At 63.3% G+C, this 21,895-nt stretch carries 23 protein-coding genes; 12 read left to right on the top strand and 11 right to left on the bottom strand.

Annotated features, from left to right (window positions below; all coding sequences use genetic code 11):
- Positions 1-25: 25 nt before the first annotated feature.
- Positions 26-928, bottom strand: coding sequence for a methylated-DNA--[protein]-cysteine S-methyltransferase (locus B5M07_RS15875; protein WP_067629274.1), 903 nt, complete (start codon positions 926-928; stop codon positions 26-28).
- A gap of 109 nt (positions 929-1,037) precedes the next feature.
- On the opposite strand from B5M07_RS15875, the gene nth reads away from it, so the two are divergent.
- From nth to B5M07_RS15890, 3 genes are read left to right on the top strand one after another with little or no spacing between them, the layout of a single operon-like run.
- Positions 1,038-1,682: an endonuclease III gene (gene nth / locus B5M07_RS15880; protein WP_120352000.1), complete on the top strand. Its 645-nt coding sequence runs from the start codon at positions 1,038-1,040 to the stop codon at positions 1,680-1,682.
- Positions 1,679-2,668, top strand: a complete 990-nt coding sequence (locus tag B5M07_RS15885) for an adenosine kinase (RefSeq protein ID WP_120352001.1) — start codon at positions 1,679-1,681, stop codon at positions 2,666-2,668. The genes nth and B5M07_RS15885 overlap by 4 nt, the downstream gene beginning before the upstream one ends.
- Entirely contained in the window at positions 2,668-3,261 is a 594-nt protein-coding gene (locus tag B5M07_RS15890; RefSeq protein WP_120352002.1) for a GNAT family N-acetyltransferase, read from the top strand. The genes B5M07_RS15885 and B5M07_RS15890 overlap by 1 nt, the downstream gene beginning before the upstream one ends.
- 36 nt (positions 3,262-3,297) lie before the next feature.
- Here B5M07_RS15890 and B5M07_RS15895 read toward each other — a convergent pair whose 3' ends face one another.
- The 3 genes from B5M07_RS15895 to B5M07_RS15905 are packed head-to-tail and all read right to left on the bottom strand — an operon-like array spanning position 3,298 to position 4,411.
- Positions 3,298-3,780 (bottom strand): hypothetical protein, encoded by a 483-nt coding sequence (locus tag B5M07_RS15895; RefSeq protein WP_067629283.1) that lies wholly within the window; start codon positions 3,778-3,780, stop codon positions 3,298-3,300.
- A complete protein-coding gene (locus B5M07_RS15900; RefSeq protein ID WP_120352003.1) occupies positions 3,777-4,259 on the bottom strand; it encodes an RNA pyrophosphohydrolase in 483 nt (160 codons plus the stop codon). Before B5M07_RS15900 ends, B5M07_RS15895 begins: the two co-directional genes overlap by 4 nt.
- Positions 4,256-4,411 (bottom strand): hypothetical protein, encoded by a 156-nt coding sequence (locus B5M07_RS15905; protein ID WP_162931885.1) that lies wholly within the window; start codon positions 4,409-4,411, stop codon positions 4,256-4,258. Before B5M07_RS15905 ends, B5M07_RS15900 begins: the two co-directional genes overlap by 4 nt.
- A 171-nt stretch (positions 4,412-4,582) precedes the next feature.
- Here B5M07_RS15905 and B5M07_RS15910 point away from each other — a divergent pair, with 171 nt between their 5' ends.
- The 4 genes from B5M07_RS15910 (at position 4,583) to zapE (ending at position 9,982) form a co-directional block, all read left to right on the top strand.
- On the top strand, positions 4,583-6,610 hold the full coding sequence (locus tag B5M07_RS15910) for an NADPH-dependent 2,4-dienoyl-CoA reductase (protein WP_120352005.1): 2,028 nt from the start codon (positions 4,583-4,585) through the stop codon (positions 6,608-6,610).
- An 82-nt stretch (positions 6,611-6,692) separates the two neighbouring features.
- Entirely contained in the window at positions 6,693-7,634 is a 942-nt protein-coding gene (locus tag B5M07_RS15915; protein ID WP_120352006.1) for a zinc transporter ZntB, read from the top strand.
- 144 nt (positions 7,635-7,778) lie between these two features.
- Entirely contained in the window at positions 7,779-8,684 is a 906-nt protein-coding gene (locus B5M07_RS15920) for a LysR family transcriptional regulator (protein WP_067629295.1), read from the top strand.
- A 239-nt stretch (positions 8,685-8,923) separates the two neighbouring features.
- Positions 8,924-9,982: a cell division protein ZapE gene (zapE, locus tag B5M07_RS15925; protein ID WP_067629296.1), complete on the top strand. Its 1,059-nt coding sequence runs from the start codon at positions 8,924-8,926 to the stop codon at positions 9,980-9,982.
- An 18-nt stretch (positions 9,983-10,000) separates the two neighbouring features.
- Here the strand turns inward: zapE and B5M07_RS15930 are convergent, their stop codons facing one another.
- The 4 genes from B5M07_RS15930 to B5M07_RS15945 form a co-directional block, all read right to left on the bottom strand.
- Positions 10,001-10,186, bottom strand: coding sequence for a hypothetical protein (locus B5M07_RS15930; protein ID WP_067629297.1), 186 nt, complete (start codon positions 10,184-10,186; stop codon positions 10,001-10,003).
- 96 nt (positions 10,187-10,282) lie between these two features.
- Positions 10,283-11,554, bottom strand: a complete 1,272-nt coding sequence (locus B5M07_RS15935; RefSeq protein ID WP_120352007.1) for a bifunctional folylpolyglutamate synthase/dihydrofolate synthase — start codon at positions 11,552-11,554, stop codon at positions 10,283-10,285.
- Positions 11,551-12,510 carry an acetyl-CoA carboxylase, carboxyltransferase subunit beta gene (accD, locus tag B5M07_RS15940; RefSeq protein ID WP_067941664.1) on the bottom strand — a complete coding sequence of 320 codons (960 nt, stop codon included), beginning with the start codon at positions 12,508-12,510 and terminating at the stop codon, positions 11,551-11,553. Before accD ends, B5M07_RS15935 begins: the two co-directional genes overlap by 4 nt.
- A 56-nt stretch (positions 12,511-12,566) precedes the next feature.
- The gene (locus B5M07_RS15945) at positions 12,567-13,466 is read right to left on the bottom strand and encodes a CPBP family intramembrane glutamic endopeptidase (protein WP_120352008.1); all 900 of its coding nucleotides are present in this window, start codon (positions 13,464-13,466) and stop codon (positions 12,567-12,569) included.
- 210 nt (positions 13,467-13,676) lie between these two features.
- Here B5M07_RS15945 and ilvD point away from each other — a divergent pair, with 210 nt between their 5' ends.
- The 4 genes from ilvD to B5M07_RS15965 all read left to right on the top strand — a co-directional run bounded on the left by ilvD (position 13,677) and on the right by B5M07_RS15965 (position 17,299).
- On the top strand, positions 13,677-15,443 hold the full coding sequence (gene ilvD / locus B5M07_RS15950) for a dihydroxy-acid dehydratase (RefSeq protein WP_120352009.1): 1,767 nt from the start codon (positions 13,677-13,679) through the stop codon (positions 15,441-15,443).
- A 22-nt stretch (positions 15,444-15,465) separates the two neighbouring features.
- Positions 15,466-16,023 (top strand): hypothetical protein, encoded by a 558-nt coding sequence (locus B5M07_RS15955; RefSeq protein ID WP_120352010.1) that lies wholly within the window; start codon positions 15,466-15,468, stop codon positions 16,021-16,023.
- A 118-nt stretch (positions 16,024-16,141) separates the two neighbouring features.
- Complete coding sequence (locus B5M07_RS15960) at positions 16,142-16,915, top strand: DUF6478 family protein (protein WP_120352011.1); 774 nt, start codon at positions 16,142-16,144, stop codon at positions 16,913-16,915.
- A 9-nt stretch (positions 16,916-16,924) separates the two neighbouring features.
- The gene (locus B5M07_RS15965; protein WP_120352012.1) at positions 16,925-17,299 is read left to right on the top strand and encodes a hypothetical protein; all 375 of its coding nucleotides are present in this window, start codon (positions 16,925-16,927) and stop codon (positions 17,297-17,299) included.
- Between the two features lie 140 nt (positions 17,300-17,439).
- Here B5M07_RS15965 and B5M07_RS15970 read toward each other — a convergent pair whose 3' ends face one another.
- Genes B5M07_RS15970 through gpmI form a run of 3 tightly spaced genes read right to left on the bottom strand, consistent with a single transcriptional unit; the run spans position 17,440 to position 21,431 of the window.
- The gene (locus B5M07_RS15970) at positions 17,440-18,777 is read right to left on the bottom strand and encodes a S41 family peptidase (RefSeq protein WP_067629308.1); all 1,338 of its coding nucleotides are present in this window, start codon (positions 18,775-18,777) and stop codon (positions 17,440-17,442) included.
- 3 nt (positions 18,778-18,780) lie between these two features.
- Positions 18,781-19,917, bottom strand: coding sequence for a murein hydrolase activator EnvC family protein (locus B5M07_RS15975; RefSeq protein ID WP_120352013.1), 1,137 nt, complete (start codon positions 19,915-19,917; stop codon positions 18,781-18,783).
- On the bottom strand, positions 19,914-21,431 hold the full coding sequence (gpmI, locus tag B5M07_RS15980) for a 2,3-bisphosphoglycerate-independent phosphoglycerate mutase (protein ID WP_120352014.1): 1,518 nt from the start codon (positions 21,429-21,431) through the stop codon (positions 19,914-19,916). The genes B5M07_RS15975 and gpmI overlap by 4 nt, the downstream gene beginning before the upstream one ends.
- A 168-nt stretch (positions 21,432-21,599) precedes the next feature.
- Between gpmI and B5M07_RS15985 the strand changes: the two genes are divergently transcribed.
- Positions 21,600-21,779, top strand: a complete 180-nt coding sequence (locus B5M07_RS15985) for a zinc-finger domain-containing protein (protein ID WP_120352015.1) — start codon at positions 21,600-21,602, stop codon at positions 21,777-21,779.
- Positions 21,780-21,895: the final 116 nt, after the last annotated feature.

Consider the following 21,895-nt stretch of genomic DNA (forward strand, 5'->3'; position numbering starts at 1 on the left):
TTCCCGCGAACATTACATATAACCTTTATTCGGCAGAAACCCGCCCAGATGGGGGAGTTTGCGCTTCTGCCCGCGCGGATTCAAAGGCCAGCATCGCCCGTTTCACCGGTAGGCCCCAGTGATAGCCGCCCAAGCCGCCGCTTTTGCGCAGCGCGCGGTGACAGGGGATCAGCCAACTCACCGGATTGCGCCCCACCGCCGTGCCTACGGCGCGCACAGCACGGGGGCTGCCGACGGTCTGCGCAATTTCGGAATAGGTGGTCACCTGCCCCGACGGGATGCTCAATAGCGCCTCCCAAACCTTGATCTGAAACGGCGCACCGATGAGATAGAGCGGTGCCTTCGCTTCGGGGTCTTTCTGCATCCCAAACGCGGTGTCGACCCATGGGCGCAGCCGGTCGGGTGCTTCGACGAACTCAGCCAGCGGCCACCGGCTGCAAAGGTCCTCCATCGCTGCGTCCTCTCCCACTTCGGACGAAAGGGCCAAGCCGCAGATGCCTTTGTCGGTGCCCATCACCAGCGTCGGGCCAAAGGGGCTGTCAAACCATCCCCAATAGATCGTCAGCCCTGCGCCTTTGCGGGCGAACTCACCGGGGCTCATCGCCTCCCAGCGCAGGAACAGGTCATGCAACCGCCCGCTGCCTGATAGCCCCAGTTCATGTGCCGCCGCCAGTGTGGTGAAGTGATCGCGCAGCATGACCTTGGCCTGATCCAGCATCAGATATTGCTGGTAGCGTTTGGGCGAGACCCCGACCCAGCGCGAGAACAGCCGTTGGAAATGCGCGGCGGACATGCCCATTTCCCCGGCGATCCAGTCCAGTTGCTTGGGGTCTTCGGCCTCGTCGATCAGGGCGATGGCGCGGCGCATCACCTGATAGTGGTAGCCCTGATCTTCGGGCGCGGGGGATATCTGTGCGATCTGTGTCATGCTCCTAGATTAGCCACGCCCCTGCCCCCGCGCGACCCGTTTCTTGCGCCAATGTATCGCAGCCTGCCCCCGCTTGCCCTGCCGCGTCATTCATCGCATACCCAGAGCCATGGCCCGCCAACTTGATTATCATACCATCCGCGAGATCTTCGCACGCTTCCAGCAGGCAGAGCCTGAGCCCGAGGGCGAGTTGGAACATGTGAACGTCTATACGCTGGTTGTGGCCGTGGCGCTGAGCGCGCAATCCACCGATGCGGGAGTCAACAAAGCCACGCGCGAATTGTTCAAAATCGCCGACACCCCGCAGAAGATGCTGGATCTGGGGGTTGAGGGGTTGATCGACCATATCAAAACCATCGGCCTCTACCGCCAAAAAGCCAAGAACGTCATCAAACTGAGCCAAATCCTTGTCGACGATTACGACGGCGAAGTGCCGAACTCCCGCGCGGCGCTGCAATCGCTGCCGGGGGTGGGGCGCAAAACGGCGAATGTGGTGCTCAATATGTGGTGGGGCCAGCCCGCGCAGGCGGTGGACACGCATATCTTCCGCGTTGGCAACCGCACCGGCATCGCGCCGGGCAAAACCGTCGACACAGTCGAGCGCGCCATCGAAGACAACATCCCCGCTGATTTCCAGCGCCATGCCCATCACTGGCTGATCCTGCATGGCCGCTATCATTGCAAGGCACGCAAACCGCTGTGCCGCACCTGTATCATCCGTGACCTGTGCCAATACGAGGACAAGACAGAATGACCCAATACGAAGTGGTTGGCATCGGCAACGCCGTCGTCGACGTGATCTCCCATGCCGATGACGCTTTTCTTGCCGACAATGGCATCGAAAAAGGCATCATGCAGTTGATCGAACGTGACCGCGCCGAAGACCTCTATACCGCGATGCAAGACCGGGTGCAGACGCCGGGCGGCTCGGTCGCCAATACCGTCGCAGGCGCGGGCGCGCTGGGCCTCAAGACCGCCTTCATCGGGCGGGTGCGCGATGATGAGTTGGGCCAGTTTTATGCCAAGGCGATGACCGACATCGGCATCGATTTCGTCAACGCCCCGGTGACCGAGGGGGAGAACCCAACCTCGCGCTGCATGATCTTCGTTACGCCAGATGGGGAGCGGTCGCTGAACACATACTTGGGCATCTCGACCGGGCTGACCTCGGCTGACGTGCCGCAGGCGGTGACGGAGAAGGCCAAGCTGATGTTCCTTGAGGGCTACCTCTTCGACCATGACGCGGGCAAAACCGCCTTTCGTGAGGCCGCGCGCGCGGCGACGGCGGGGGGCGGCATGGCAGGCATCGCCATCTCCGACCCCTTCTGTGTGGAGCGTCACCGCGATGATTTCCTCGCGCTGATCGAAAACGATCTGGGCTATGTCATCGGGAACGAAGCCGAGATTCGCGCCCTTTGGGAGACCGACGACACTGAAGCCGCGCTGGCCAAAACCGCCGAGATTTGCCCGCTGGTGGTCTGCACCCGGTCAGGCGACGGGGTCACCTTGGTGCGGGGCGAGGAACGTGTCGACGTGCCGGTCGAAAAGGTCGTGCCGGTGGATGCCACGGGCGCGGGCGACCAATTCGCGGCGGGCTTCCTCTATGGTCTTGCCACTGGTCGCGATCTTGAGACCTGCGGCCGCATGGGCAACATCTGCGCAGGCGAGGTGATCCGCCACATCGGCCCCCGCCCCCAGACCGACATCATGGCCCTGTTCAAGGCCGAAGGGCTGGTCTGATGATGGAAAGCGGCTTTCACGATGTCCCGCCCGGCAAACTTGCGGTGGTGGTGACCCATCTGGAGATGGACGCCAAACCCAGCTTGCGGGACGTGCTGCCGCCCGAAGGTGTGACCTTTCAAAAGGTCACACCGACACTCGACTGGTTTCGCGACATTTTCCGCCGGGTTGGGATGGATTGGCTGTGGTACGGGCGGCTCAAGCTGGATGACGCGGGCCTCTCCGCGGTGCTGCAAGACCCGGCACGGGCCTTCTATACACTGACACGCAATGGCAAGGACGAGGCGCTGCTAGAACTGAACTTTCCCGAAGATGGCACCTGCGAACTGGCCTATTTCGGGCTGACCTCGGCGCTGATTGGCAGCGGATCGGGGCGGTATCTGATGAACCAAGCAATCGCCCTGGCCTGGGAACAGCCGATCACCCGGCTGCACCTGCACACCTGCACTAACGACAGCCCGCAGGCGCTTGGGTTCTATGTGCGCTCAGGCTTCACCCCCGTTCGCCGTCAGGTCGAGATCGACGATGATCCGCGCCTAACCGGCCTGCTGCCGCGCGATGCGGCGCCGCAAGTGCCGCTTATCGAAGGGTAGGAACGGCGAAGGGCGAAGGGTAAAACTGCCGCCGGATCACCGAACCGGCGTGCACTCTGCCCCTTGGAAACAAGCGATCACCTTGTCGACCATTGCAGGCTTCGGCGAACCAAAGAGGTCGCCGCCGCAGGGGTTGCTTTCCAGTGCATAGGCCCCATCCGGTTTGCGTTCGAGAAAGGCCAGAACGTCCCCTTCCTCGGCAGAGCCGCACCACGGGCCGAAACACAGGACGTTGAGCATCAACGGCTGGTCAAAGGGCACGTCAAAGCCCCCTTCCGACAACGCCTTGCCGCTGATTTGCGCCCGGAGCGGCGTCTCTTCGGGCGGGTTGCTCCCGACTTTGCCGGTCTTTGGCAATGCGGCGGCGTCAAAGGTCAGACGCCCCTGCACCACGACATAGCTCTCTTCGGCCTTGGCCGCGCGCTGATAGGTCGCCTCAACCGAATGGGGCAGACAACTGAGCGCAAGCGCGGGCAGCGGGGCCAAGGTGGCGAGGGCGCAGGCGATGATCCGTGTCATAACTTCTCCTCAAACTCTTCAAGAACTGCCGTGTATACCGCGCGTTTGAACGGCACGATTTTCGCGACCAGTTGATCTGCGGGCATCCAACGCCATTCCGAGAATTCAGGTTCGGCCGTCTGGATATTGACCTGATCGTCCTGCCCCAGAAAACGCATGAGGAACCATTTTTGTTCCTGCCCCCGGTAGCGCCCTTTCCAGATGTTGGGCACCAGTTCATGCGGCAGATCATAGGGCAGCCAACGGGAAGTCTCGGCCTCGATCCGCACCAGATCGCGGGGGATGCCGGTCTCTTCCTCCAACTCGCGCAGGGCTGCGTCGGGCGCGGCCTCGCCCTTGTCCACCCCGCCTTGGGGCATCTGCCAAGCGTCCTGATCCCGGTCGCGCCGCTGGCCGACAAAGACCTCGCCCTCAGCATTCACCAGCATCACGCCGACGCAAGCACGGTAGGGCAGTTTGGCAATCTCTTCGGGGGTCATGTCAGTATCTTCTCCATTTCAAAGCGGTCCAGATATTCACCTGACCGTGCGATGCGCTCTGCTGCGATAACACGAAAGCCCATAGCCTCAAAGGCAGGGCGCGCCATCAGGAGGCTGGCATGGGTCGACAGCCGGGCCTCGCCCTTCGGCAATCGCTGCCTGCTCGACCCAGTCATAGAGCGCAGCGCTACCCCTCCCAGCCCCATCCAACACCTCTGTCTTGACCCGCCGTGAGCCGCGCGGATGACGCGGCGTTTCGCGTGACTTGCCCTGCCGTTTCCGATGGTGTCACAGTGACCCAGCCCACCCAGAAAGGTAAAGCCATGTCCGATTACCCCCACCTGCTTGCCCCGCTCGACCTTGGTTTTACCACGCTGAAGAACCGGTTGCTGATGGGCTCGATGCATACCGGGCTGGAGGAAACCGGCGACTGGAACCGCGTGGCCGAGTTCTATGCCGCGCGGGCGCGGGGCGATGTGGGGCTGATGGTCACCGGCGGCATCGGGCCGAACCGCGAAGGTGCCGTGGCTCATGGGGCGGCAATGATGGTCAGCCAGAAGGACGTGGACAACCACAGCATCATCACCCAGCGGGTGCATGAAGCGGGCGGCAAGATCGCCATGCAGATTCTCCACGCGGGCCGCTATGCCTTTACCCCCGAATGCGTGGCCCCAAGCGCGATCAAATCCCCCATCTCCATGTTCGCGCCCAAGGAGCTCGACGAGGAAGGCATCGAGAAACAGATCGCCGACATCGCCGCCTGCGCCCTGCGCGCGCGAGAGGCGGGCTATGATGGGGTAGAGATCATGGGCTCGGAGGGCTACTTTCTGAACCAGTTCCTCGTCAACCATACCAACAAGCGCGAGGACCGCTGGGGCGGGTCTTATGAGAACCGCATGCGCCTGCCGCTGGAGGTGGTGCGCCGGGTGCGCGAAACGGTGGGCGAAGATTTCATCCTGATCTACCGGCTGTCGATGATCGACCTCATCCCCAACGGATCGACCTTTGAGGAGGTCGTGCAACTGGCCCAAGAGGTCGAGAAGGCGGGCGCCAATATCATCAACACCGGCATCGGCTGGCACGAGGCGCGCATCCCCACCATCGCCACTTCGGTGCCGCGCGCGGCCTTTGCTTGGGTCACGAAAAAGCTGATGGGCAAGGTGGGCATCCCGCTGATCACCTCGAACCGGATCAACACGCCCGAGGTCGCCGAAGAGGTGCTGGCGGAGGGCTGCGCCGATATGGTCAGCCTCGCGCGGCCGATGCTGGCCGATGCCGATTTCCTTGCCAAGGCCAAGGCCGGTCAGGCTGAGCGGATCGCCCCCTGTATCGCCTGCAACCAAGCCTGCCTCGACCATACTTTCGGCGGCAAGATCTCCACCTGCCTTGTAAACCCGCGCGCCTGCTATGAGACGGAATTGCGAATCGAACCGGTAGCGGTGGCGAAATCCGTGGCCGTGGTCGGTGCTGGCCCTGCGGGCTTGTCCGCCGCGATTACTGCTGCCGAGCGCGGCCATAAGGTCACCTTGATAGACCGCGCGAGCGAGATCGGCGGGCAACTCAACCTCGCCAAGCAAGTGGCGGGAAAAGAGGAATTCTGGGGCTTGGTCGATTGGTACCGCACCATGCTCAAGGTCCACGACGTGACCGTGCAGCTTGAGACCGAGGCCACGGCGGACGCGCTTCGCGGCTTCGACGAGGTCATCATCGCCACCGGCGTTGTGCCGCGTGACCCACAAATCCCCGGCCAAGACGGCGACAACGTGGTCAGCTACATCGACGTGCTGAACGGCACGGCAAAGGTCGGCCAGCGTGTCGCCGTGATTGGCGCGGGCGGGATTGGCTTCGACGTGTCGGAACATCTGGTGCACGACGGCGAGAGCAGCACGCTGAACCTCCCCGAATGGATGCGCGAATGGGGCGTCAGCGATCCGGGCACGCACCGCAGCGGGCTGGCCCCCGAAGGCCCGCAACCCCCGGCACCTGCGCGGCAGATCACCATGCTGCAACGCAAGACCAGCAAACCCGGCAAAGGTTTGGGCAAGACCACGGGCTGGATTCACCGCGCCTCTCTCACCATGCGCGACGTGAAGATGATCGCGGGCGTGAACTACGAAAGTATCGACGGGTCCGGCCTGCACATTACCTTCGGCGAGGCGCGCGAGAACCCCACGCTGATCGAGGCCGACACCATCGTGCTCTGCGCCGGACAACTTTCTGACCGCAGTCTTGCCGACACCCTAGAGGCCAGCGGCACCCCCTGTCATGTGATCGGCGGTGCCGACGTGGCCGCAGAGCTCGACGCGAAACGCGCGATCAATCAGGGCACACGTCTGGCTGCTGCCCTTTAGCACCCGCACTGCGCGCGCCCTTGCACCCGGCGCGCGCAACCCGCTAAATCGCCTGACCGCTTTTGCCAGCCAATAGGTGACCATGCCCCTCTGCGTCTTTGACATATCTGATGACGGCACCACCACGGTGCCCGAAGACACCCAACTGACCGGGCCTGCGCGCTACCGTTGGTGGCATTTCGACATGGCCGATCCCGCGCTGGCACCATGGCTGGCCGAACACCTGCCCGAGATCCCGGCGGGTGCATTGCTGCAACCCGAAACGCGCCCGCGCTGCGATGAATATGAGGACGGTCTGATCCTCAATCTGCGCGGCATCAACCTGAACGAAGGGCAGCAGGCCGACCAGATGGTCTCGGTCCGGATGTGGGTGACGGATGCGGTGGTGATTACTGTGCGGATGCGCCGGGTCTTTGCCATCGACGAATTGCGCGCGCTGGCCGCCCAGAGCAACGCCCCGCCCCGGCCTTCGGCCTTCCTCGAAGCGCTGGTCTCAAGGTTGACCGCACGGGTCCAGACCGAGGTTGCCCGGCTGGCGGACCGCACGGCTTTCTACGAAACCGACCTCGAAGACCTCAGCACCCCGCCGCCCAAAGACCTGCCCGTCACCCGCCGCAGCACGATCAAACTCGAACGCTACCTCGCCCCGCAGCGCAGCGCGTTGGAACGGTTGGCGGACCTAGACCTGCCGCTGATCCCGAATGTCGATTCGATGAAGCTGCGCGAGTTGGCCAACCGCACCGCCATCGTGGTGGAGGAACTGGACGCCCTGCAAGAGCGCATTGTCACGGTACAGGACGAACACGACAACCAAGTCGCCCAACGCCAAGCGCGCCATGGCTATGTGCTGTCGATCGCCGCCGCCGTGTTCCTGCCGCTGGGGTTTCTGACCGGGCTTTTCGGCGTGAACGTCGGCGGGATGCCCGGCGTGGACGATCCGCGCGCCTTTGCCGTCCTTTGCCTTGCCATGGTGGGCCTCGCCGCGCTCATGCTGGCGGTTCTGAAATGGCTGCGCTGGCTGTAAGCCCCTCGGAAACGGATTGTTCTGCCGTTTCCATGCCATGAACGATCCCTGCAAAGACCACGGGACTGTCTTGCCTCTGCCCCGATCCTGCCTGAATTGCCGCCCATACCTGAGGACAACAAGATCAATGCGAAGGGACAGGCAATGGACCGCCTTACGGAAATGGAAGCGTTTGCCACAGTGGTGGATCAAGGCGGCTTTACAGATGCTGCCAAGAAGATGGGGATCTCGAAATCCGCCGTCTCAAAGCATGTATCCTCACTTGAGGCCCGCTTGGGGGCGCGGTTGCTTAACCGTACCACCCGCCGCGTGTCGCCCACGGAGATCGGGCTGGCCTATTACGACCGCGCCCGCCGCGTGCTGAACGACGCAGGCGAGGCCGATGCGCTGGTCACCTCGATGCAATCCGCGCCCTCGGGGCTGTTGCGGATTTCGGTGGCGACGGATTTCGGCGTCAATCACCTGTCGCCCGCTTTGTCGGAGTTCTTGCAGGACTTTCCCGACATCACGGTGAACATGGTGCTGAACAACCGTTACGTTGAGCTGATCTCGGAAGGGTTCGACATGGCCGTGCGCATCGGAGAGTTGGAGGACAGCACCCTGCGCGCGCGCAAGCTGACCGAGACGACCAAACGCATGATCGCCAGCCCGAAGTATTTCGAGCAGTACGGGCGGCCGGAAAAGATCGATGATCTGAACAATCACAAGCTGCTGCATTACTCGAACCAGTCGTCTGGCAATGTGTGGAAACTGACCGCACCTTCGGGTGAAAAGCGGCAGGTCCGCACGGCGGGCTGGCTGTCGGTCAATGACGGGCAGAGCCTTTTGAACGCCGCGATTTCGGGACTGGGGATCGCCTATCTGCCGAGCTTTCTTTACGCCGATGCGATGGAGAAAGGGTTGGTCGAGGATGCCATCCCCGAACTGCCGCTGGAGACGCAGGGCATCTACGCCGTCTATCCTCCGGGCCGGTTCACCCAGCCCAAGGTGCGGGCGTTCATCGACTTCCTCGTGCATGAATTTGCCGAGAAGGGGCCGACGGACTGGTAAACACACTCGGCCCGGAATCAAGCCGCAGGCGCCGGGCCATCGCCTGCCCGCCCGGACGGGTAGGCGATTTAGTACGGCTGGGTGGGACTTGGCAAACGCACATCATGGCTGAGCCATAAAGTGGCAGCGACCTGCCGCGGATCGCCGACCCGCGGGCAGCCGATGTCCCTCAGTTGCTTCGCACTCTGCCACACAAGACCACCTTTCCTCTCCCCCACCAGCACGCTATCTCTCCCGCCATGAGCAATATGCGCGAAACCTATGCCCGGCTTGTCGCCGAGGGCAAGCTACAGGCCGACCCGGCCCAAGAAACCGTCATGGCGGAGTTTGACCGCATCCGCGATGCGCTGGCCAACCCGCCGAAGAAAAGCTTCTTTCGCAAGGCGCCCGAACCGCCCAAGGGGCTGTACCTCTGGGGTGGCGTGGGGCGCGGCAAGTCGATGCTGATGGACATGTTCGTGGCGCATCTGCCCGACGTGCCCGCGCGCCGGGTGCATTTCCACGCCTTCATGCAGGAAATCCACAACGCCATGCATGAGGTCCGCAAGACCGGCGTGGATGACGCCATCGCGCCCGTTGCCCGCGATGTGGCCGACAGCGTGCGCCTGCTCGCTTTCGACGAGATGCAGATCACCGACATCACCGACGCGATGATCGTGGGCCGCCTGTTCGAGGCGCTTTTTGCCGCCGGGGTCGTGGTCGTCACCACCTCCAACCGCCTGCCCGATGACCTGTATAAAAACGGCATCAACCGCGAGGTGTTTGTCCCTTTCATCGACCTCATCAAAGAGCGCATGGTGGTGCATGAACTTGCCAGCCCGACCGACTACCGCCAAGATCGGCTGGCCGGGTCGCAGGTCTATTTCACCCCCGTCAACGCCGAGAGCCGCGCCGCGATGGATGCGGTTTGGGACGATCTGGCAGGCACAAAGGGCGAGCCGCTGACCCTCCACGTCAAGGGCCGCGAAGTGGTGATCCCGGCCTTTCACAACGGCATGGCCCGCGCCGGTTTCCACGCGCTTTGCGGGCAGCCCTTGGGGGCCGCGGATTACCTCGCGCTGGCGCAGGCCGTGCGGGTGCTACTGCTGGACAACATCCCCACCCTCGGCCGCTCGAACTTTAACGAGGCCAAGCGCTTTGTCACGCTCATCGACGCGCTTTATGAGGCGAAGGTGCGGCTGATCTGCTCTGCCGCCGCCGCGCCGGAAATGCTCTATCTCGAAGGCGAAGGCACCTTTGAGTTCGAGCGCACAGCCTCCAGACTGCGCGAAATGCAGGGGGAAGACTGGGGGCGCTGACCGCCCCCTGCCGCCAAATCAGGAATCACTTACCGGCTGCATATGCAGGTCATTGCCCTGCAAAATCGGGTGATAAGGCCGCTCGACTTCATAAAGCCACCACAGGCCGCCTGCGATGATGGCGACACCTATGGCCATGAAGATAAATTGATATTTCCGTGCATCGTCCTGATCGTGACGCGCGGACTGGCTGAAATTGCGCATGGGGACACCTCGGTCAAATTCGAAAGGGGAGACTTCCTAAGACCAAGATACACCACATCTGCACTTCGCAGCAGCGGTACACCCAAATATGGTTAACTAGACGTTTTCACGCAACACGCTACCGGCAAGGTAGAGTGAGCCGCAGATCAGCACACGCGCATGGGGTTCGCGGGCGATGATCGCCTTGAGCGCCGCGGTGACATTCTCGGCCTCGGCGGTCTCGAACCCGACATCACGCGCCACTTTGGCCGTCGCCTCGGCAGGTAGGGTCGCCGCCTCGCCGGGGATCGACACGGCGGTCAGACTTGCCGCCTCTGCCGCCAAGGGGCGCAAGTATCCGGCGATATCCTTGGTGTTCAACATGCCGCAGATTAGATGCGTCGGGCGTTTCGGCAAAGCGGCCAGCGTCGCGGCCAGCGCCACGCCTGCGGCGGGGTTGTGCCCGCCGTCCAGCCAAAGCTCACCCTCGGGTGCCATGCGGGCCAGCGGCCCCTCTGACAGCCGCTGCATCCGCGCGGGCCACTGCGCCTGCGTCACTGCAGCCTCGCAAGCCTCTGCATCGATCCCAAGCTGGCGCAGCGCCGCCAGCGCGGCCCCCGCGTTCATGATCTGATGGTCGCCGGGCAGATTGGGGCGCGGCAGATCAAGCAAGCCGCGCTCATCTTGATAGACCATGCGCCCTGCTTCGGGCGCGACATGCCATTGCTGGCCATAGGCCAAAAGCGGCGCGCCCAGTTTCGCGGCGCGGTCTTCGATCACCTCAAGCGCGGGGTCTTGCTGCGGGCCGACCACACAGGGCACAAGACGCTTGATAATGCCAGCCTTCTCGCCCGCGATTTCGGCCAGCGTTTCGCCCAAATACTGCTGATGATCGACCGACACCGGGGTGATCACGGTCAGCGCCGGGTCGATCACATTTGTCGCATCCAAGCGCCCGCCTAGCCCCACCTCCAGCAGCGTGTAATCGGCTCTGCTGCGCGAAAAAGCGAGGATGGCGGCGCAGGTGGTGATCTCGAAATAGGTGATCTCTTCGCCACCGTTGGCGGCGTGGCATTCATCCAACACGGCCGCCAGATCGGGCTCTGAGATCAACTGCCCTGCAACGCGAATACGCTCATGAAACCGCGCCAGATGGGGTGAGGTATAGGCGTGCACGGTCTTGCCCGCCGCCTCTAGCCCCGCGCGAATCATCGCTTGGGTCGACCCTTTGCCATTGGTGCCCGCGATGTGGATCACCGGCGGCAGGTCGTTCTGCGGATTGCCCAAAGCCTCCAGCAGCCGCCACATCCGGTCGAGTGTCAGATCGATGATCTTGGGGTGCAGCGCCATCATCCGTTCAAGGATGACGTCCGATGAAGGCGTGCTCATTTCTTCTTAGGCGTATCGGCGGGCAACTCCGCTGCGGCCTGAACGGCGGCGGCGGCCTCGGCCACCTCCACTTCTTCGGGCGCGGGCAGGTCACCGCGCACGGCGGGCGGCAGGCCCATCAGCATGCGGGTAATGGTGATCAATTCATCACGCATCTCAGTCCGCTTGGTCACCCGGTCGAGCATGCCATGGTCGAGCAGATATTCCGCCCGCTGAAAGCCCTCGGGCAGTTTTTCACGGATGGTCTGTTCGATCACACGCGGCCCGGCAAAGCAGATCAGCGCGTTCGGCTCGGCAATCTGCACGTCGCCCAACATCGCATAGGACGCGGTGACGCCGCCGGTGGTGGGGTGGGTCAGCACAACGATATAGGGCAGGCCCGCCTCTTTCAGCATCTGCACGGCGACCGTGGTGCGCGGCATCTGCATCAGGCTGAGGATACCTTCTTGCATCCGCGCGCCACCGGCGGCGGAGAACAGCACCAGAGGGCGCTTCAGCTTCACCGCTTCCTCGGCGGCGGCAATGATCGCATTGCCCACATACATGCCCATGGAGCCGCCCATGAACGAGAAGTCCTGCGCGCAAGATACAATCGGCGTGCGGCCAATCTCACCCGTGACCACGAGCATGGCTTCATGCTCGCCCGTCTGCTTTTGCGCGGCCTTCATCCGGTCGGGATAGCGCTTCTGATCCTTGAAATGCAGCGGGTCTGGCGTGGGCGCAGGAACCTTCACCTCGGTAAAGATGCCACCGTCGAACAGCGCCTTGAACCGCTCGCGCGGGCTGATGTGCATGTGATGGCCGCAGTTGGTGCAGACGTTTAGATTGTCCGCCAACTCGCGGTGAAACAGCATGGTGCCGCATTCGTTACACTTGGTCCACAGGTTGTCCGGCGTCTCGCGGCGCGAGAAGATCGAGTTGATACGCGGACGGACGTAGTTTGTGATCCAGTTCATTGGCAGGCCTCTGCTGTGGTTCCGTTCCAGATAATCCCCGCATGGGGAAATTGCAATCAGCGGCGTATCGCCAGCCTTGCCGCGAGCCACGACACCAACATCAACGCGAAATCCACCGGCAACCAAGTCCGCAACGCCGCTGCGTCATCCATCGAAAACGGCGTCAGATAAAGCGCCAGCCCCGAAAGATCATCCGGCAGAGAGATAATGAGAATGGCCGAGACATTGTTCCACAGATGCACCGCGATGGCGGGCCCAAGCGAGCCGGAGCGCGCAGTAAGGTCAGCCATCAGGATGCCGAAGACCCCAGCCCAGAGCGCCACCATCAGCGCATTCTCCCCCGCCTCGGCAGGCAGGTAGTGACCAAGCGCGAAAAGCGCCGAGGGCAGGACCATCCAGATCAGCGGCGAGCGAAACCGTGCCGCCAGTTGCTGCTGTACATAGCCGCGAAAGACGATCTCTTCGGCGCTGACCTGCACCAACACCGCCAGCAGCGACAGTGGCAAAAGCAGCAGCCAGCGGCCAAGCGGCAGGTTCGGCGTCAGTTCGCCGCCCATGTCCCACGGCGGCAGGACCAGCAGCACCGCCCCAAGGGCCAGCATAGCAAGGGACACCGCGCGAAAACTCGGCCAAAGCCGCCCCGGCACGCCCAGCAAGCTGCCCGCGCTGCGCCGGTGTACGACCCGCACAGTCACACCGACCGCCATCGCCATGGTCCCAAAACTGAACAGCAGCAGATACATGGCCTGCGGCGTGGCCCCTTCAAGCAGGTTGCCATGCAGCGATGCCGCCGCCGTGCCTGCCAGCGCATAGACCGTCTGAAAATAAAGCTCGTTCAGCGCGACATAGGCCACCACCGCCACGAACAACCCCAAGAAAAACCGCCAAAGCGCCGATGAGGCGCGCGCGGGCGCGACGAAGGCCGCATGGGCGCTGTAATCGGGCCGCCAATTCATGAGAGGCGCGGGGCAGATCGGGGGTGGTTGTTGCAGAGCATATGCCGGACCTTCACGCTTGCGGGCGGCTCCAACCGACCGCGCCAGAAGGTCAGAACCTATGCCCTAACACGCTGCGATACAACAGTTCCCCCGCCTCATACGCGCCAAAGCCTTGCAGCATAGCCGCCGCCCCTCTATTCCATTCAAGACGTTTCAAGGAGCCCACCGATGTCCACCACGCCCCGCTTCGACAAATCCCGGCTGCCCAGCCGCCACGTGACCGAAGGCCCGGCCCGCGCGCCGCACCGGTCTTACTACTATGCCATGGGCATGACCGAAGAAGAGATTCACCAGCCGCTGGTGGGCGTCGCCACCTGCTGGAACGAAGCAGCCCCCTGTAACATCGCCCTGAACCGTCAGGCGCAGGCTGTAAAAGTGGGCGTGCATTCCGAACAGGGCACCCCGCGCGAATTCACCACGATCACCGTCACCGATGGCATCGCGATGGGCCATGAGGGCATGCGCTCTTCGCTCGCGTCGCGCGAAGCAATTGCCGACACGGTAGAGCTGACCATGCGCGGCCACTGCTATGACGCCATCGTGGGTCTGGCGGGCTGTGACAAATCGCTGCCGGGAATGATGATGGCAATGCTGCGGCTGAACGTGCCGTCGGTCTTCCTCTATGGCGGGTCGATCCTGCCGGGAAAAGCGCCTGCCGGGGCCGATGTGCCAGAAGATTTCGCCAGCCGCGATCTGACTGTACAGGACATGTTCGAAGCTGTGGGCCGGTTCCAGAACGGCACCATGTCGCAAGCAGCCCTGGACGTGCTCGAACGCGTCGCTTGCCCATCGGCGGGTGCTTGCGGCGGCCAGTTCACCGCAAACACCATGGCCTGCGTGTCGGAGGCCATCGGCCTCGCGCTGCCGAACTCTTCGGGCATGCCCGCGCCCTATGAGAGCCGCGACGCCTATGCCGAAGCCTCGGGGGCGGCGGTCATGAACTTGATCGAAAAGAACATCCGCGCGCGTGACATCTGCACCCGCGAAGCCTTTGAAAACGCAGCGCGCATCGTGGCCTGCACCGGCGGCTCGACTAACGCGGGCCTGCACTTGCCCGCCATGGCGCATGAAGCCGGGATCGAGTTCTACCTCGAAGACGTTTGCGAAATCTTCCGCGACACACCCTATTTCGTCGATATGAAACCGGGCGGCGCTTATGTGGCCAAAGATCTTTACGATGCGGGCGGCGTGCCGGTGGTGATGAATGAGTTGCGCAAAGCGGGCCTTATTCACGAAGACTGCATGACCGCCACCGGATACTCCATGGGCGAAGTGCTCGATCAGGTTACCCGCGAAGCTGACGGCAAGGTAATCCACTCGGTCGCCAATCCGATCAGCAAGACCGGCGGTGTCGTGGGCCTCAAAGGCAACCTCGCCCCCGAAGGCGCCATCGTGAAAATCGCGGGCATGTCGGAAGAAGACATCGTTTTCACCGGCCCCGCGCTGGTGTTTGAATGCGAGCAGGACGCCTTTGAAGCCGTGCAGAACCGCGCCTATTCCGAAGGCGACGTTTTCGTCATCCGCAACGAAGGCCCCGCAGGCGGCCCCGGCATGCGCGAGATGCTGGCGACCACGGCGGCGCTGTCCGGTCAGGGCATGGGCAAGAAAGTGGCGCTGATCACCGATGGCCGCTTCTCGGGCGCGACACGTGGTTTCTGCGTGGGTCACGTTGGGCCAGAAGCCGCGCACGGCGGGCCGATTGCGCTGCTGAAAAACGGCGACATGATCACCCTTGATGCCATCACCGGCAGCATCAGCGTCGATCTGAGCGAGGATGAACTAGCCGAGCGCCGCAAGGGCTGGGCTGGCCCCCGTGCGACGAACTACCAAAGCGGCGCGCTGTGGAAATATGCCAAGCTTGTCGGCCCCACCTACCTTGGAGCCGTGACACATCCGGGCGCTCAGGCCGAGACCCATGATTACATGGACCTCTAAACGCCCTCTTGCGGCACTTGCTATGCTCACCCTGTCCGCCTGCGAAGGCGGTCAGGGTTTTTCCTTTGGCGGCGGCACCGGCGTGCCCGACAAACCCCTGCGGCAAACGGCGCTTGCCGGGGGCGCGGTGCAGGTGGTGCCCCCACAGGGCTATTGCATCGACCCCAAAAGCCTCAAACGCCGCTTTGCCCTGATGGCGCGCTGCGATGCGCTTGGCCTGCCGGATGTGGTCACTGCCGCGCCGCGTGGCATCCTAACGCTGGCGCTGATCAAGGCCGAGGCAGAAGCCCCTCTGCCCACCCCGCAACAGGTCGCCGAGGCCACTGGCCTGAGCCAGCTGCAAGAAGCCGGCAACATTGAAGGCGCAACGATTTTTGTGGCCCAAGGGCCGGTGCCCGCCGAGGGCATGTCGCCCCGCCACTGGCGCGGCATGGCACGGATCGGCGGCCATGTCGCCAGCGTCACCCTGTACGGCGCACCGCAAAGCCGCGCCATTTCCGAAGAGGGCCGCGCACTGGTCGCAGACCTGATCCGACAAAGCCGCAGCAAAAGCGCGAAGGCTGCCGCCGCGGGCAGCTGACCCGCCCGTTGTTTCCAAATTGGCAACACTGCCCGCCCCCGAAAACAATCGCAGGGCTATTCATTTGAACGAAATGCCCGCCTTGCATAGACTGCGACAAAACGAGAGGCGCAGGTTCATGGTCAACTTCCCCAGCGGCTATCTGGAGAGCAAGCTCTATGCCCGCGCGCTGCAACGTTGGGCCGATGCGGCTCGCAAGGCCGCCACGGTCGATCTTGCCACCCTGCGCCGCCAACGCAGCCGCGCCCGGCTGCTGCGCGCCCAACTGGATCGTCTGATTCACCGCGCAGAAGACCGCCTCGCCCTGCCCGCGATTGGCGCCAGCGGCTTTCCGAAACCGCATAACGCCGATTGGGCATGGCGGCCCGAGCTTTGGCGCGGCCCGCTTGCCACGCCGGGGATGTCGTCGGTCGAAACCAAATCGACACTGGGCGAGGAAGTGACCCTATTCCACGATTGCGCGCAATCGGAACTGACCCTGCGCCAGTTGCGCAACCTGCGCGAGGCCGATTTGGCCCCCTATGGGCTGCAACTCGATGTCTTCAAATTTGATGGGTCTTTCCTGTCGCTGGTGATTAACCTGCCCACCGGCGCCATCACCGGATTGAAACGCCGCCACCTGATCCGCATGGATACGATCGTGCAACTGGAACACCCGCTTGAGATCTTTGCCCGGCTCAACATCCGCCATGGTCCGAACACCGAACAGATCGTCCGCGAATTGCCCGTCGGACAGGAAAACATCAGCGTCGAATTTGATCTGGCCTATAGCAATCTCAACGAAAAGCGGATCGAGGCGGCATGGATCGACCTAATCTTTGAGGGGCCGGACATGAACCAAGTCGTGCTGCGCGACCTCACTTTCTCGCGCCGCCCCCGCGCCCAGATCTAGGACCCCGTCATGAGCCACTTTGACCTGACCAAGACTGTATTGCGCCAAGGCATCTGGCACGGCGTGCTGACCGCCCAGGACGTCACCGACGCCCCGCAGATCAGCGTAACGCATGAAGGCAAAGAGGTGGCAGAGGTGACACTGGAAGCCGAAGGGACCGAGGGCCACTGGCACCTCTCCTTCGCCCTCCCACCCGAGGCGATTGCCGATGGGGTGCAGACCCTCGTTATCACCGAAAAGACCAGCGGGGCGCTCTTGGGTTATGTGACCCTGATCGCGGATGAAGCGCTTGGAGATGACATTCGGGCCCAGATGGACCTGCTGCGCGCCGAACTCGACATGCTCAAACGCGCCTTTCGGCGGCATTGCCGCGAAACGGGGTAAGGCGGGCACCGCCCCGCACTGCATTCGGAACGCGGCGCCGCGCGCTCTAGGTCGCGCCCCGCCCCACCGCCAACGGACCGGCCCCAAACAAAAAGCCCCGCTGTCTCCAGCGGGGCTTTGTGCATCTTATCTGCGATATTTTACTCGTTCGGGCCCAAAGCAGACAGACCCTTGAGGATGTCGATGGCATAGGCCAGTTGGTAATCCTCTTCACGCAGCTCAGCCGCCTTGCGGGCCTTTTCGCGGTCGTCCTCGATCTGTTTGATCTGATCGTCGGTCAGGCTGTCATTGTTCAACCGTCCGCGCAGATCGGCTTCGGAGCGGAGGGGGCGTGCCGACAATGCTTCGTCTTCCTCGGTCTCCGGTGCGGCTGGGGGCTGGGCTACAACGATGTCAGGCGATACGCCAAGCGCTTGGATCGACCGGCCCGAAGGCGTGTAGTAGCGCGCCGTGGTCAGGCGCATGGCCCCGTCGCCGCGCAGTGGCATGACGGTCTGAACCGACCCTTTGCCAAAGCTCTTGGTGCCGATGACGATGGCGCGGCGGTGGTCCTGCAAGGCCCCCGCGACGATTTCCGAGGCCGAGGCAGAGCCGCCGTTGATCAGCACCACAATCGGTTTGCCCATCGCCAGATCACCCGGCGTGGCATTCACCCGGTCACCATCTTCGATGTCGCGGCCACGGGTGCTGACGATTTCCCCTTCTTCGAGGAAGGCATCCGACACGGCAATCGCCTGATTGAGCAAACCGCCGGGGTTGTTGCGCATATCAATGACGATGCCGTTGATATTCTCCATGCCACCCGCGTCTTCGATCTGCTGCTCCAGACCCTCTTTCATCTTGGGATAGGTCTGTTCGTTGAACGTTGTCAGACGCAGCACGGCGGTGTTGCCCACGGTCCGGGCGCGCACGGCGGTCAGCTGGATTGTGTCGCGCACGATGGAAACGTCGAAGGGCTCTGGCTCCCCTTCGCGCACTACGGTGATGAGGATCTCTGACCCCACCGGCCCGCGCATCATCTCGACCGCGTCGTCGAGGCCAAGACCCAACAGGCTTTCGCCATCGACATGGGTGATGAAATCCCCCGCCTCAATCCCGGCCTCAGCAGCAGGGGTGCCATCGATGGGCGAGACGACTTTGACGAAACCCTCTTCTTGGGTGACCTCGATGCCCAAACCCCCGAATTCGCCGCGCGTTTGTTCGCGCATCTTTTCGGCGTCCTTGGGCGACAGGTAGGACGAATGCGGATCAAGCGAGGTCAGCATACCGTTGATGGCGGCTTCGATCAGGTCACCGGGGTCGACATCTTCGACATATTGCGCGCGGATGCGTTCGAAAATATCTCCGAAAAGATCAAGCTGTTCGTAAACATTTGTCGTCTTCTCGGCCTCTTGCGCCAGCAGCGGTCCGGCGATCTGAGTGGTTGCGACCACCCCCGCGACCGTGCCTGCAACGGCTGCCATCACGAATTTCTTCATCTGCTATCCATCCTTGTCGGTGCGGAACCAGTCTGCCGGGTCCTGAGGTGTGTTGTCTTGCCTGACTTCTATATAGAGCGTTTCCGTCCGGTCAGTGCCAGTGCCTTCACCATTTGGTGACATCTGGGAACTTGTGCCGCTTTCCGGCCCGCCCATCAACCCGATGGGCGTGCCACCGGCAATCACCTGCCCGGCTTGGCCGTAAACGATATCCAGCCCCGCCAGCACAAAAAGCGTATCGACCTGCGGCTCAAGGATCACGACATTGCCCAGATCCAGCAACGGACCGACGTATCGGATCGTTGATGCCGCCGGGCTGGTGACGATGGCGCGGGGCCGGGTGGCAAGGATCATGCCGGGCCGTGTGACCCCAGCCGAATCCGTCTCTCCCGCCTTGCGCAGCACCAAGCCTTGGGCGGGCAAGGGCAGCTCGCCCACCTGACCGTCAAGGTTCACCGGGGCGGGTTCTTCCGCGCCGGTGGTGATCTCGGACAGGCCACTGGCAAAGCCATCCAATGTCTCGGTCGAGGCAATCAGGATCGCGGTGCGCACCGGGTCTTCGGTAAAGCGCGTGGGCAGATCGGTACGGTTGGCCATCGCCTGATTGAGCGCGGTGCGGGCGCGCTGCACTTCGGTCAGCCCCTCTTGCAACCGCTGTGCCGCATCGGTCTGCAAGGCACGCAGGGTTTTGATGTCTTCGTAGTCTTGGCGCAGTGCATCGGCGCGGGCGTTGAGCGCGGGCGTCAATTCCGCCAGCAACATCCCGGCACGCGCAGTGCCCATCGGGCCATCGGGGTGCAACAGCACCACGGGCGAGGGATCACCACCGATGCTTTGCAAAACGCCCAAGAACTGCGCCACCTCGCCCTCGCGCGCCTGTAGCTTGCGGCTAAGCTGTGCCTCGTTGATCGCCGCCTGACGCAGCCCTGCCCGCATCGCGGCAAGCCCCGCCTCAAACGCCTGAATCGTTTCGGTCAGCGCCTGCACCCGGTCGCGCGCGCCATCGGCTTGATCGAGCCGCGCCCCTGCCGCCTCCAACGCGGTCGCGGCCGCGCGTGCCTCCGCGGCGGCCTCATCGGCCTGCGCCTGTGCCATCAGGGGCAGGCAGGCAAAAACAACAGCCGCGGCGAAATGCTTCATGTCAGCAGGCTTTTCCCGGTCATTTCTTCGGGCTGCGGCAGGCCCATCAACTCCAGCACCGTCGGTGCCAGATCGGCCAGACGCCCGTCGCGCAGGGCGGTCCCTTCGGGCGCGCCCACCGCCACCACCGGCACAGGGTTAAGCGTATGCGCCGTATGCGCGCCACCGGTCTCAGGGTCGATCATCATCTCGCAATTGCCGTGATCCGCCGTAACGATCATCGCGCCGCCCGCCTTTTCCAGCGCCTTGAGCACCCGGCCCAGCCCCGCGTCCACCGCCTCGCAAGCCGCAATCGCTGCCTCAAGATCACCGGTATGGCCGACCATATCGGGGTTGGCGTAATTCACCACGATCAGGTCATAGCCCGCCTCGATCGCCTGCACGAACTGATCCGTCACCTCGGCGCAGGACATCTCGGGCTGCATGTCATAGGTCGCGACATCGGGCGACTTGGGCATGTTGCGGTCTTCGCCCGCCGCCGGGGTTTCGACACCCCCGTTGAGGAAAAAGGTCACATGGGGATATTTCTCGGTCTCGGCCAAACGGAACTGCCGCAGCCCCTGTTGCGCCACCCAATCCCCCAGCGTGTTTTTGATGTCCGGCTTGGGATACATCGTGGTCATATAGGCGGCGTGGTCTTTGGAATATTCCGCCATGCCCATCAGCGCCGCCCAATCGGGGCGCGGACCGATGTCATAGGCGTCGAACCCCGGATCGCCCAAGGCCGCCATGATCTCGCGCGCGCGGTCGGCGCGGAAGTTAAGGCAGAAGAGCCCGTCGCCCGTCGCCGCCCCCGCATAGCCGTCGATCACACTGGCGGCAAAGAACTCATCCGTCTCGCCCCGCCCGTAGGCCGCCTGCACCGCTGCGCGGGCATCGGGAAATGCCTGCCCTTCGCCGCGCAGAATTGCCGCCGAAGCCTTGCCCACCCGGTCCCAACGGTTGTCGCGGTCCATCGCGAAATAGCGCCCTGTCACGGTGACGATCCTGACGCCTTCGGGCAGCGCCGCCTCCAGCGTCTCGAAATAGCCAAGCGCTGAAGACGGTGCCACGTCGCGCCCATCGGTCACCGCATGGATCACCACCGGCAGTCCCGCCGCAACCAGTGCGCGGGCGGCGGCGATCATATGGCTCAGATGCCCATGCACCCCCCCGTCCGAGACGACGCCCATCAGATGCGCCGTGCCGCCGGTTTCCTTGAGCTTGGCGATAAAACCCCGCAGCCGCGCATTCTCGGCAAAGCTGCCTTCTTCGATCGCCAGATCAATCTGCCCCAGATCCATCGCCACCACCCGGCCCGCGCCGATATTGGTGTGGCCAACCTCGGAATTGCCCATCTGCCCGCGCGGCAGGCCCACGTCGGGGCCATGGGTGATCAGCTGCGCCTTTGGTCCCGCTTGCATGATCCGGTCAAAATTCGGCGTCTTGGCCAGCAGGGGGGCGTTGCCCTCCGGCACCTCGCTGAGGCCCCAACCGTCAAGGATGCACAATACGACAGGTTTGGGGGCGCTCATCAGACTGTTGCTCCGGCTTGGTGGCTGTTCAGCGCCTTTTACCCCTTGTGGGCTGGCACTTGAACCACTTTGTGCACAAGCCTCCCATTCCCGCGCAGAGCCCTTGCCCCGCGCGCCTGCTTTGGTCATAACGAGTGGCAACTTTCGCCTGAGCCGAGGACCAACTCCATGACCCTGCAAGCGCCCGAAACCCGCATCGTGAACACTTGGCGCGTGGCCTGCGACGGCAGCGAAGGCGCGCTTGGCCATCCGCGCGTCTGGCTGCAAATCCCCCAAGACCGCGGCTGGGTCGAATGCGGCTACTGCGATTGCAAATTCGTCCGTGCGGATTTCGAAGGCAAAGTCTGAGCCTTTCCGGCCCCCTCTGAACATCTGAACCGACGGCACGAACCTGCCCGCGCGGCGCATTGGCGTCTGGCCGTGGGCCATGCTTCGTGGCAAAAGGGTCGCCAACCCAGCGGAGC

Origin of the sequence: Sulfitobacter sp. D7 (assembly GCF_003611275.1) — a bacterium.
GTDB classification, from domain to species: domain Bacteria; phylum Pseudomonadota; class Alphaproteobacteria; order Rhodobacterales; family Rhodobacteraceae; genus Sulfitobacter; species Sulfitobacter profundi.

Excerpts from the sequence above, each read along its gene's own strand:
- B5M07_RS15875 (WP_067629274.1), bottom strand. The coding sequence starts at position 928 with ATGACACAGATCGCACAGATATCCCCCGCGCCCGAAGATCAGGGCTAC.
- nth (WP_120352000.1), top strand. The coding sequence starts at position 1,038 with ATGGCCCGCCAACTTGATTATCATACCATCCGCGAGATCTTCGCACGC.
- B5M07_RS15885 (WP_120352001.1), top strand. The coding sequence starts at position 1,679 with ATGACCCAATACGAAGTGGTTGGCATCGGCAACGCCGTCGTCGACGTG.
- B5M07_RS15890 (WP_120352002.1), top strand. The coding sequence starts at position 2,668 with ATGATGGAAAGCGGCTTTCACGATGTCCCGCCCGGCAAACTTGCGGTG.
- B5M07_RS15895 (WP_067629283.1), bottom strand. The coding sequence starts at position 3,780 with ATGACACGGATCATCGCCTGCGCCCTCGCCACCTTGGCCCCGCTGCCC.
- B5M07_RS15900 (WP_120352003.1), bottom strand. The coding sequence starts at position 4,259 with ATGACCCCCGAAGAGATTGCCAAACTGCCCTACCGTGCTTGCGTCGGC.
- B5M07_RS15910 (WP_120352005.1), top strand. The coding sequence starts at position 4,583 with ATGTCCGATTACCCCCACCTGCTTGCCCCGCTCGACCTTGGTTTTACC.
- B5M07_RS15915 (WP_120352006.1), top strand. The coding sequence starts at position 6,693 with ATGCCCCTCTGCGTCTTTGACATATCTGATGACGGCACCACCACGGTG.
- B5M07_RS15920 (WP_067629295.1), top strand. The coding sequence starts at position 7,779 with ATGGACCGCCTTACGGAAATGGAAGCGTTTGCCACAGTGGTGGATCAA.
- zapE (WP_067629296.1), top strand. The coding sequence starts at position 8,924 with ATGAGCAATATGCGCGAAACCTATGCCCGGCTTGTCGCCGAGGGCAAG.
- B5M07_RS15930 (WP_067629297.1), bottom strand. The coding sequence starts at position 10,186 with ATGCGCAATTTCAGCCAGTCCGCGCGTCACGATCAGGACGATGCACGG.
- B5M07_RS15935 (WP_120352007.1), bottom strand. The coding sequence starts at position 11,554 with ATGAGCACGCCTTCATCGGACGTCATCCTTGAACGGATGATGGCGCTG.
- accD (WP_067941664.1), bottom strand. The coding sequence starts at position 12,510 with ATGAACTGGATCACAAACTACGTCCGTCCGCGTATCAACTCGATCTTC.
- B5M07_RS15945 (WP_120352008.1), bottom strand. The coding sequence starts at position 13,466 with ATGAATTGGCGGCCCGATTACAGCGCCCATGCGGCCTTCGTCGCGCCC.
- ilvD (WP_120352009.1), top strand. The coding sequence starts at position 13,677 with ATGTCCACCACGCCCCGCTTCGACAAATCCCGGCTGCCCAGCCGCCAC.
- B5M07_RS15955 (WP_120352010.1), top strand. The coding sequence starts at position 15,466 with ATGCTCACCCTGTCCGCCTGCGAAGGCGGTCAGGGTTTTTCCTTTGGC.
- B5M07_RS15960 (WP_120352011.1), top strand. The coding sequence starts at position 16,142 with ATGGTCAACTTCCCCAGCGGCTATCTGGAGAGCAAGCTCTATGCCCGC.
- B5M07_RS15965 (WP_120352012.1), top strand. The coding sequence starts at position 16,925 with ATGAGCCACTTTGACCTGACCAAGACTGTATTGCGCCAAGGCATCTGG.
- B5M07_RS15970 (WP_067629308.1), bottom strand. The coding sequence starts at position 18,777 with ATGAAGAAATTCGTGATGGCAGCCGTTGCAGGCACGGTCGCGGGGGTG.
- B5M07_RS15975 (WP_120352013.1), bottom strand. The coding sequence starts at position 19,917 with ATGAAGCATTTCGCCGCGGCTGTTGTTTTTGCCTGCCTGCCCCTGATG.
- gpmI (WP_120352014.1), bottom strand. The coding sequence starts at position 21,431 with ATGAGCGCCCCCAAACCTGTCGTATTGTGCATCCTTGACGGTTGGGGC.
- B5M07_RS15985 (WP_120352015.1), top strand. The coding sequence starts at position 21,600 with ATGACCCTGCAAGCGCCCGAAACCCGCATCGTGAACACTTGGCGCGTG.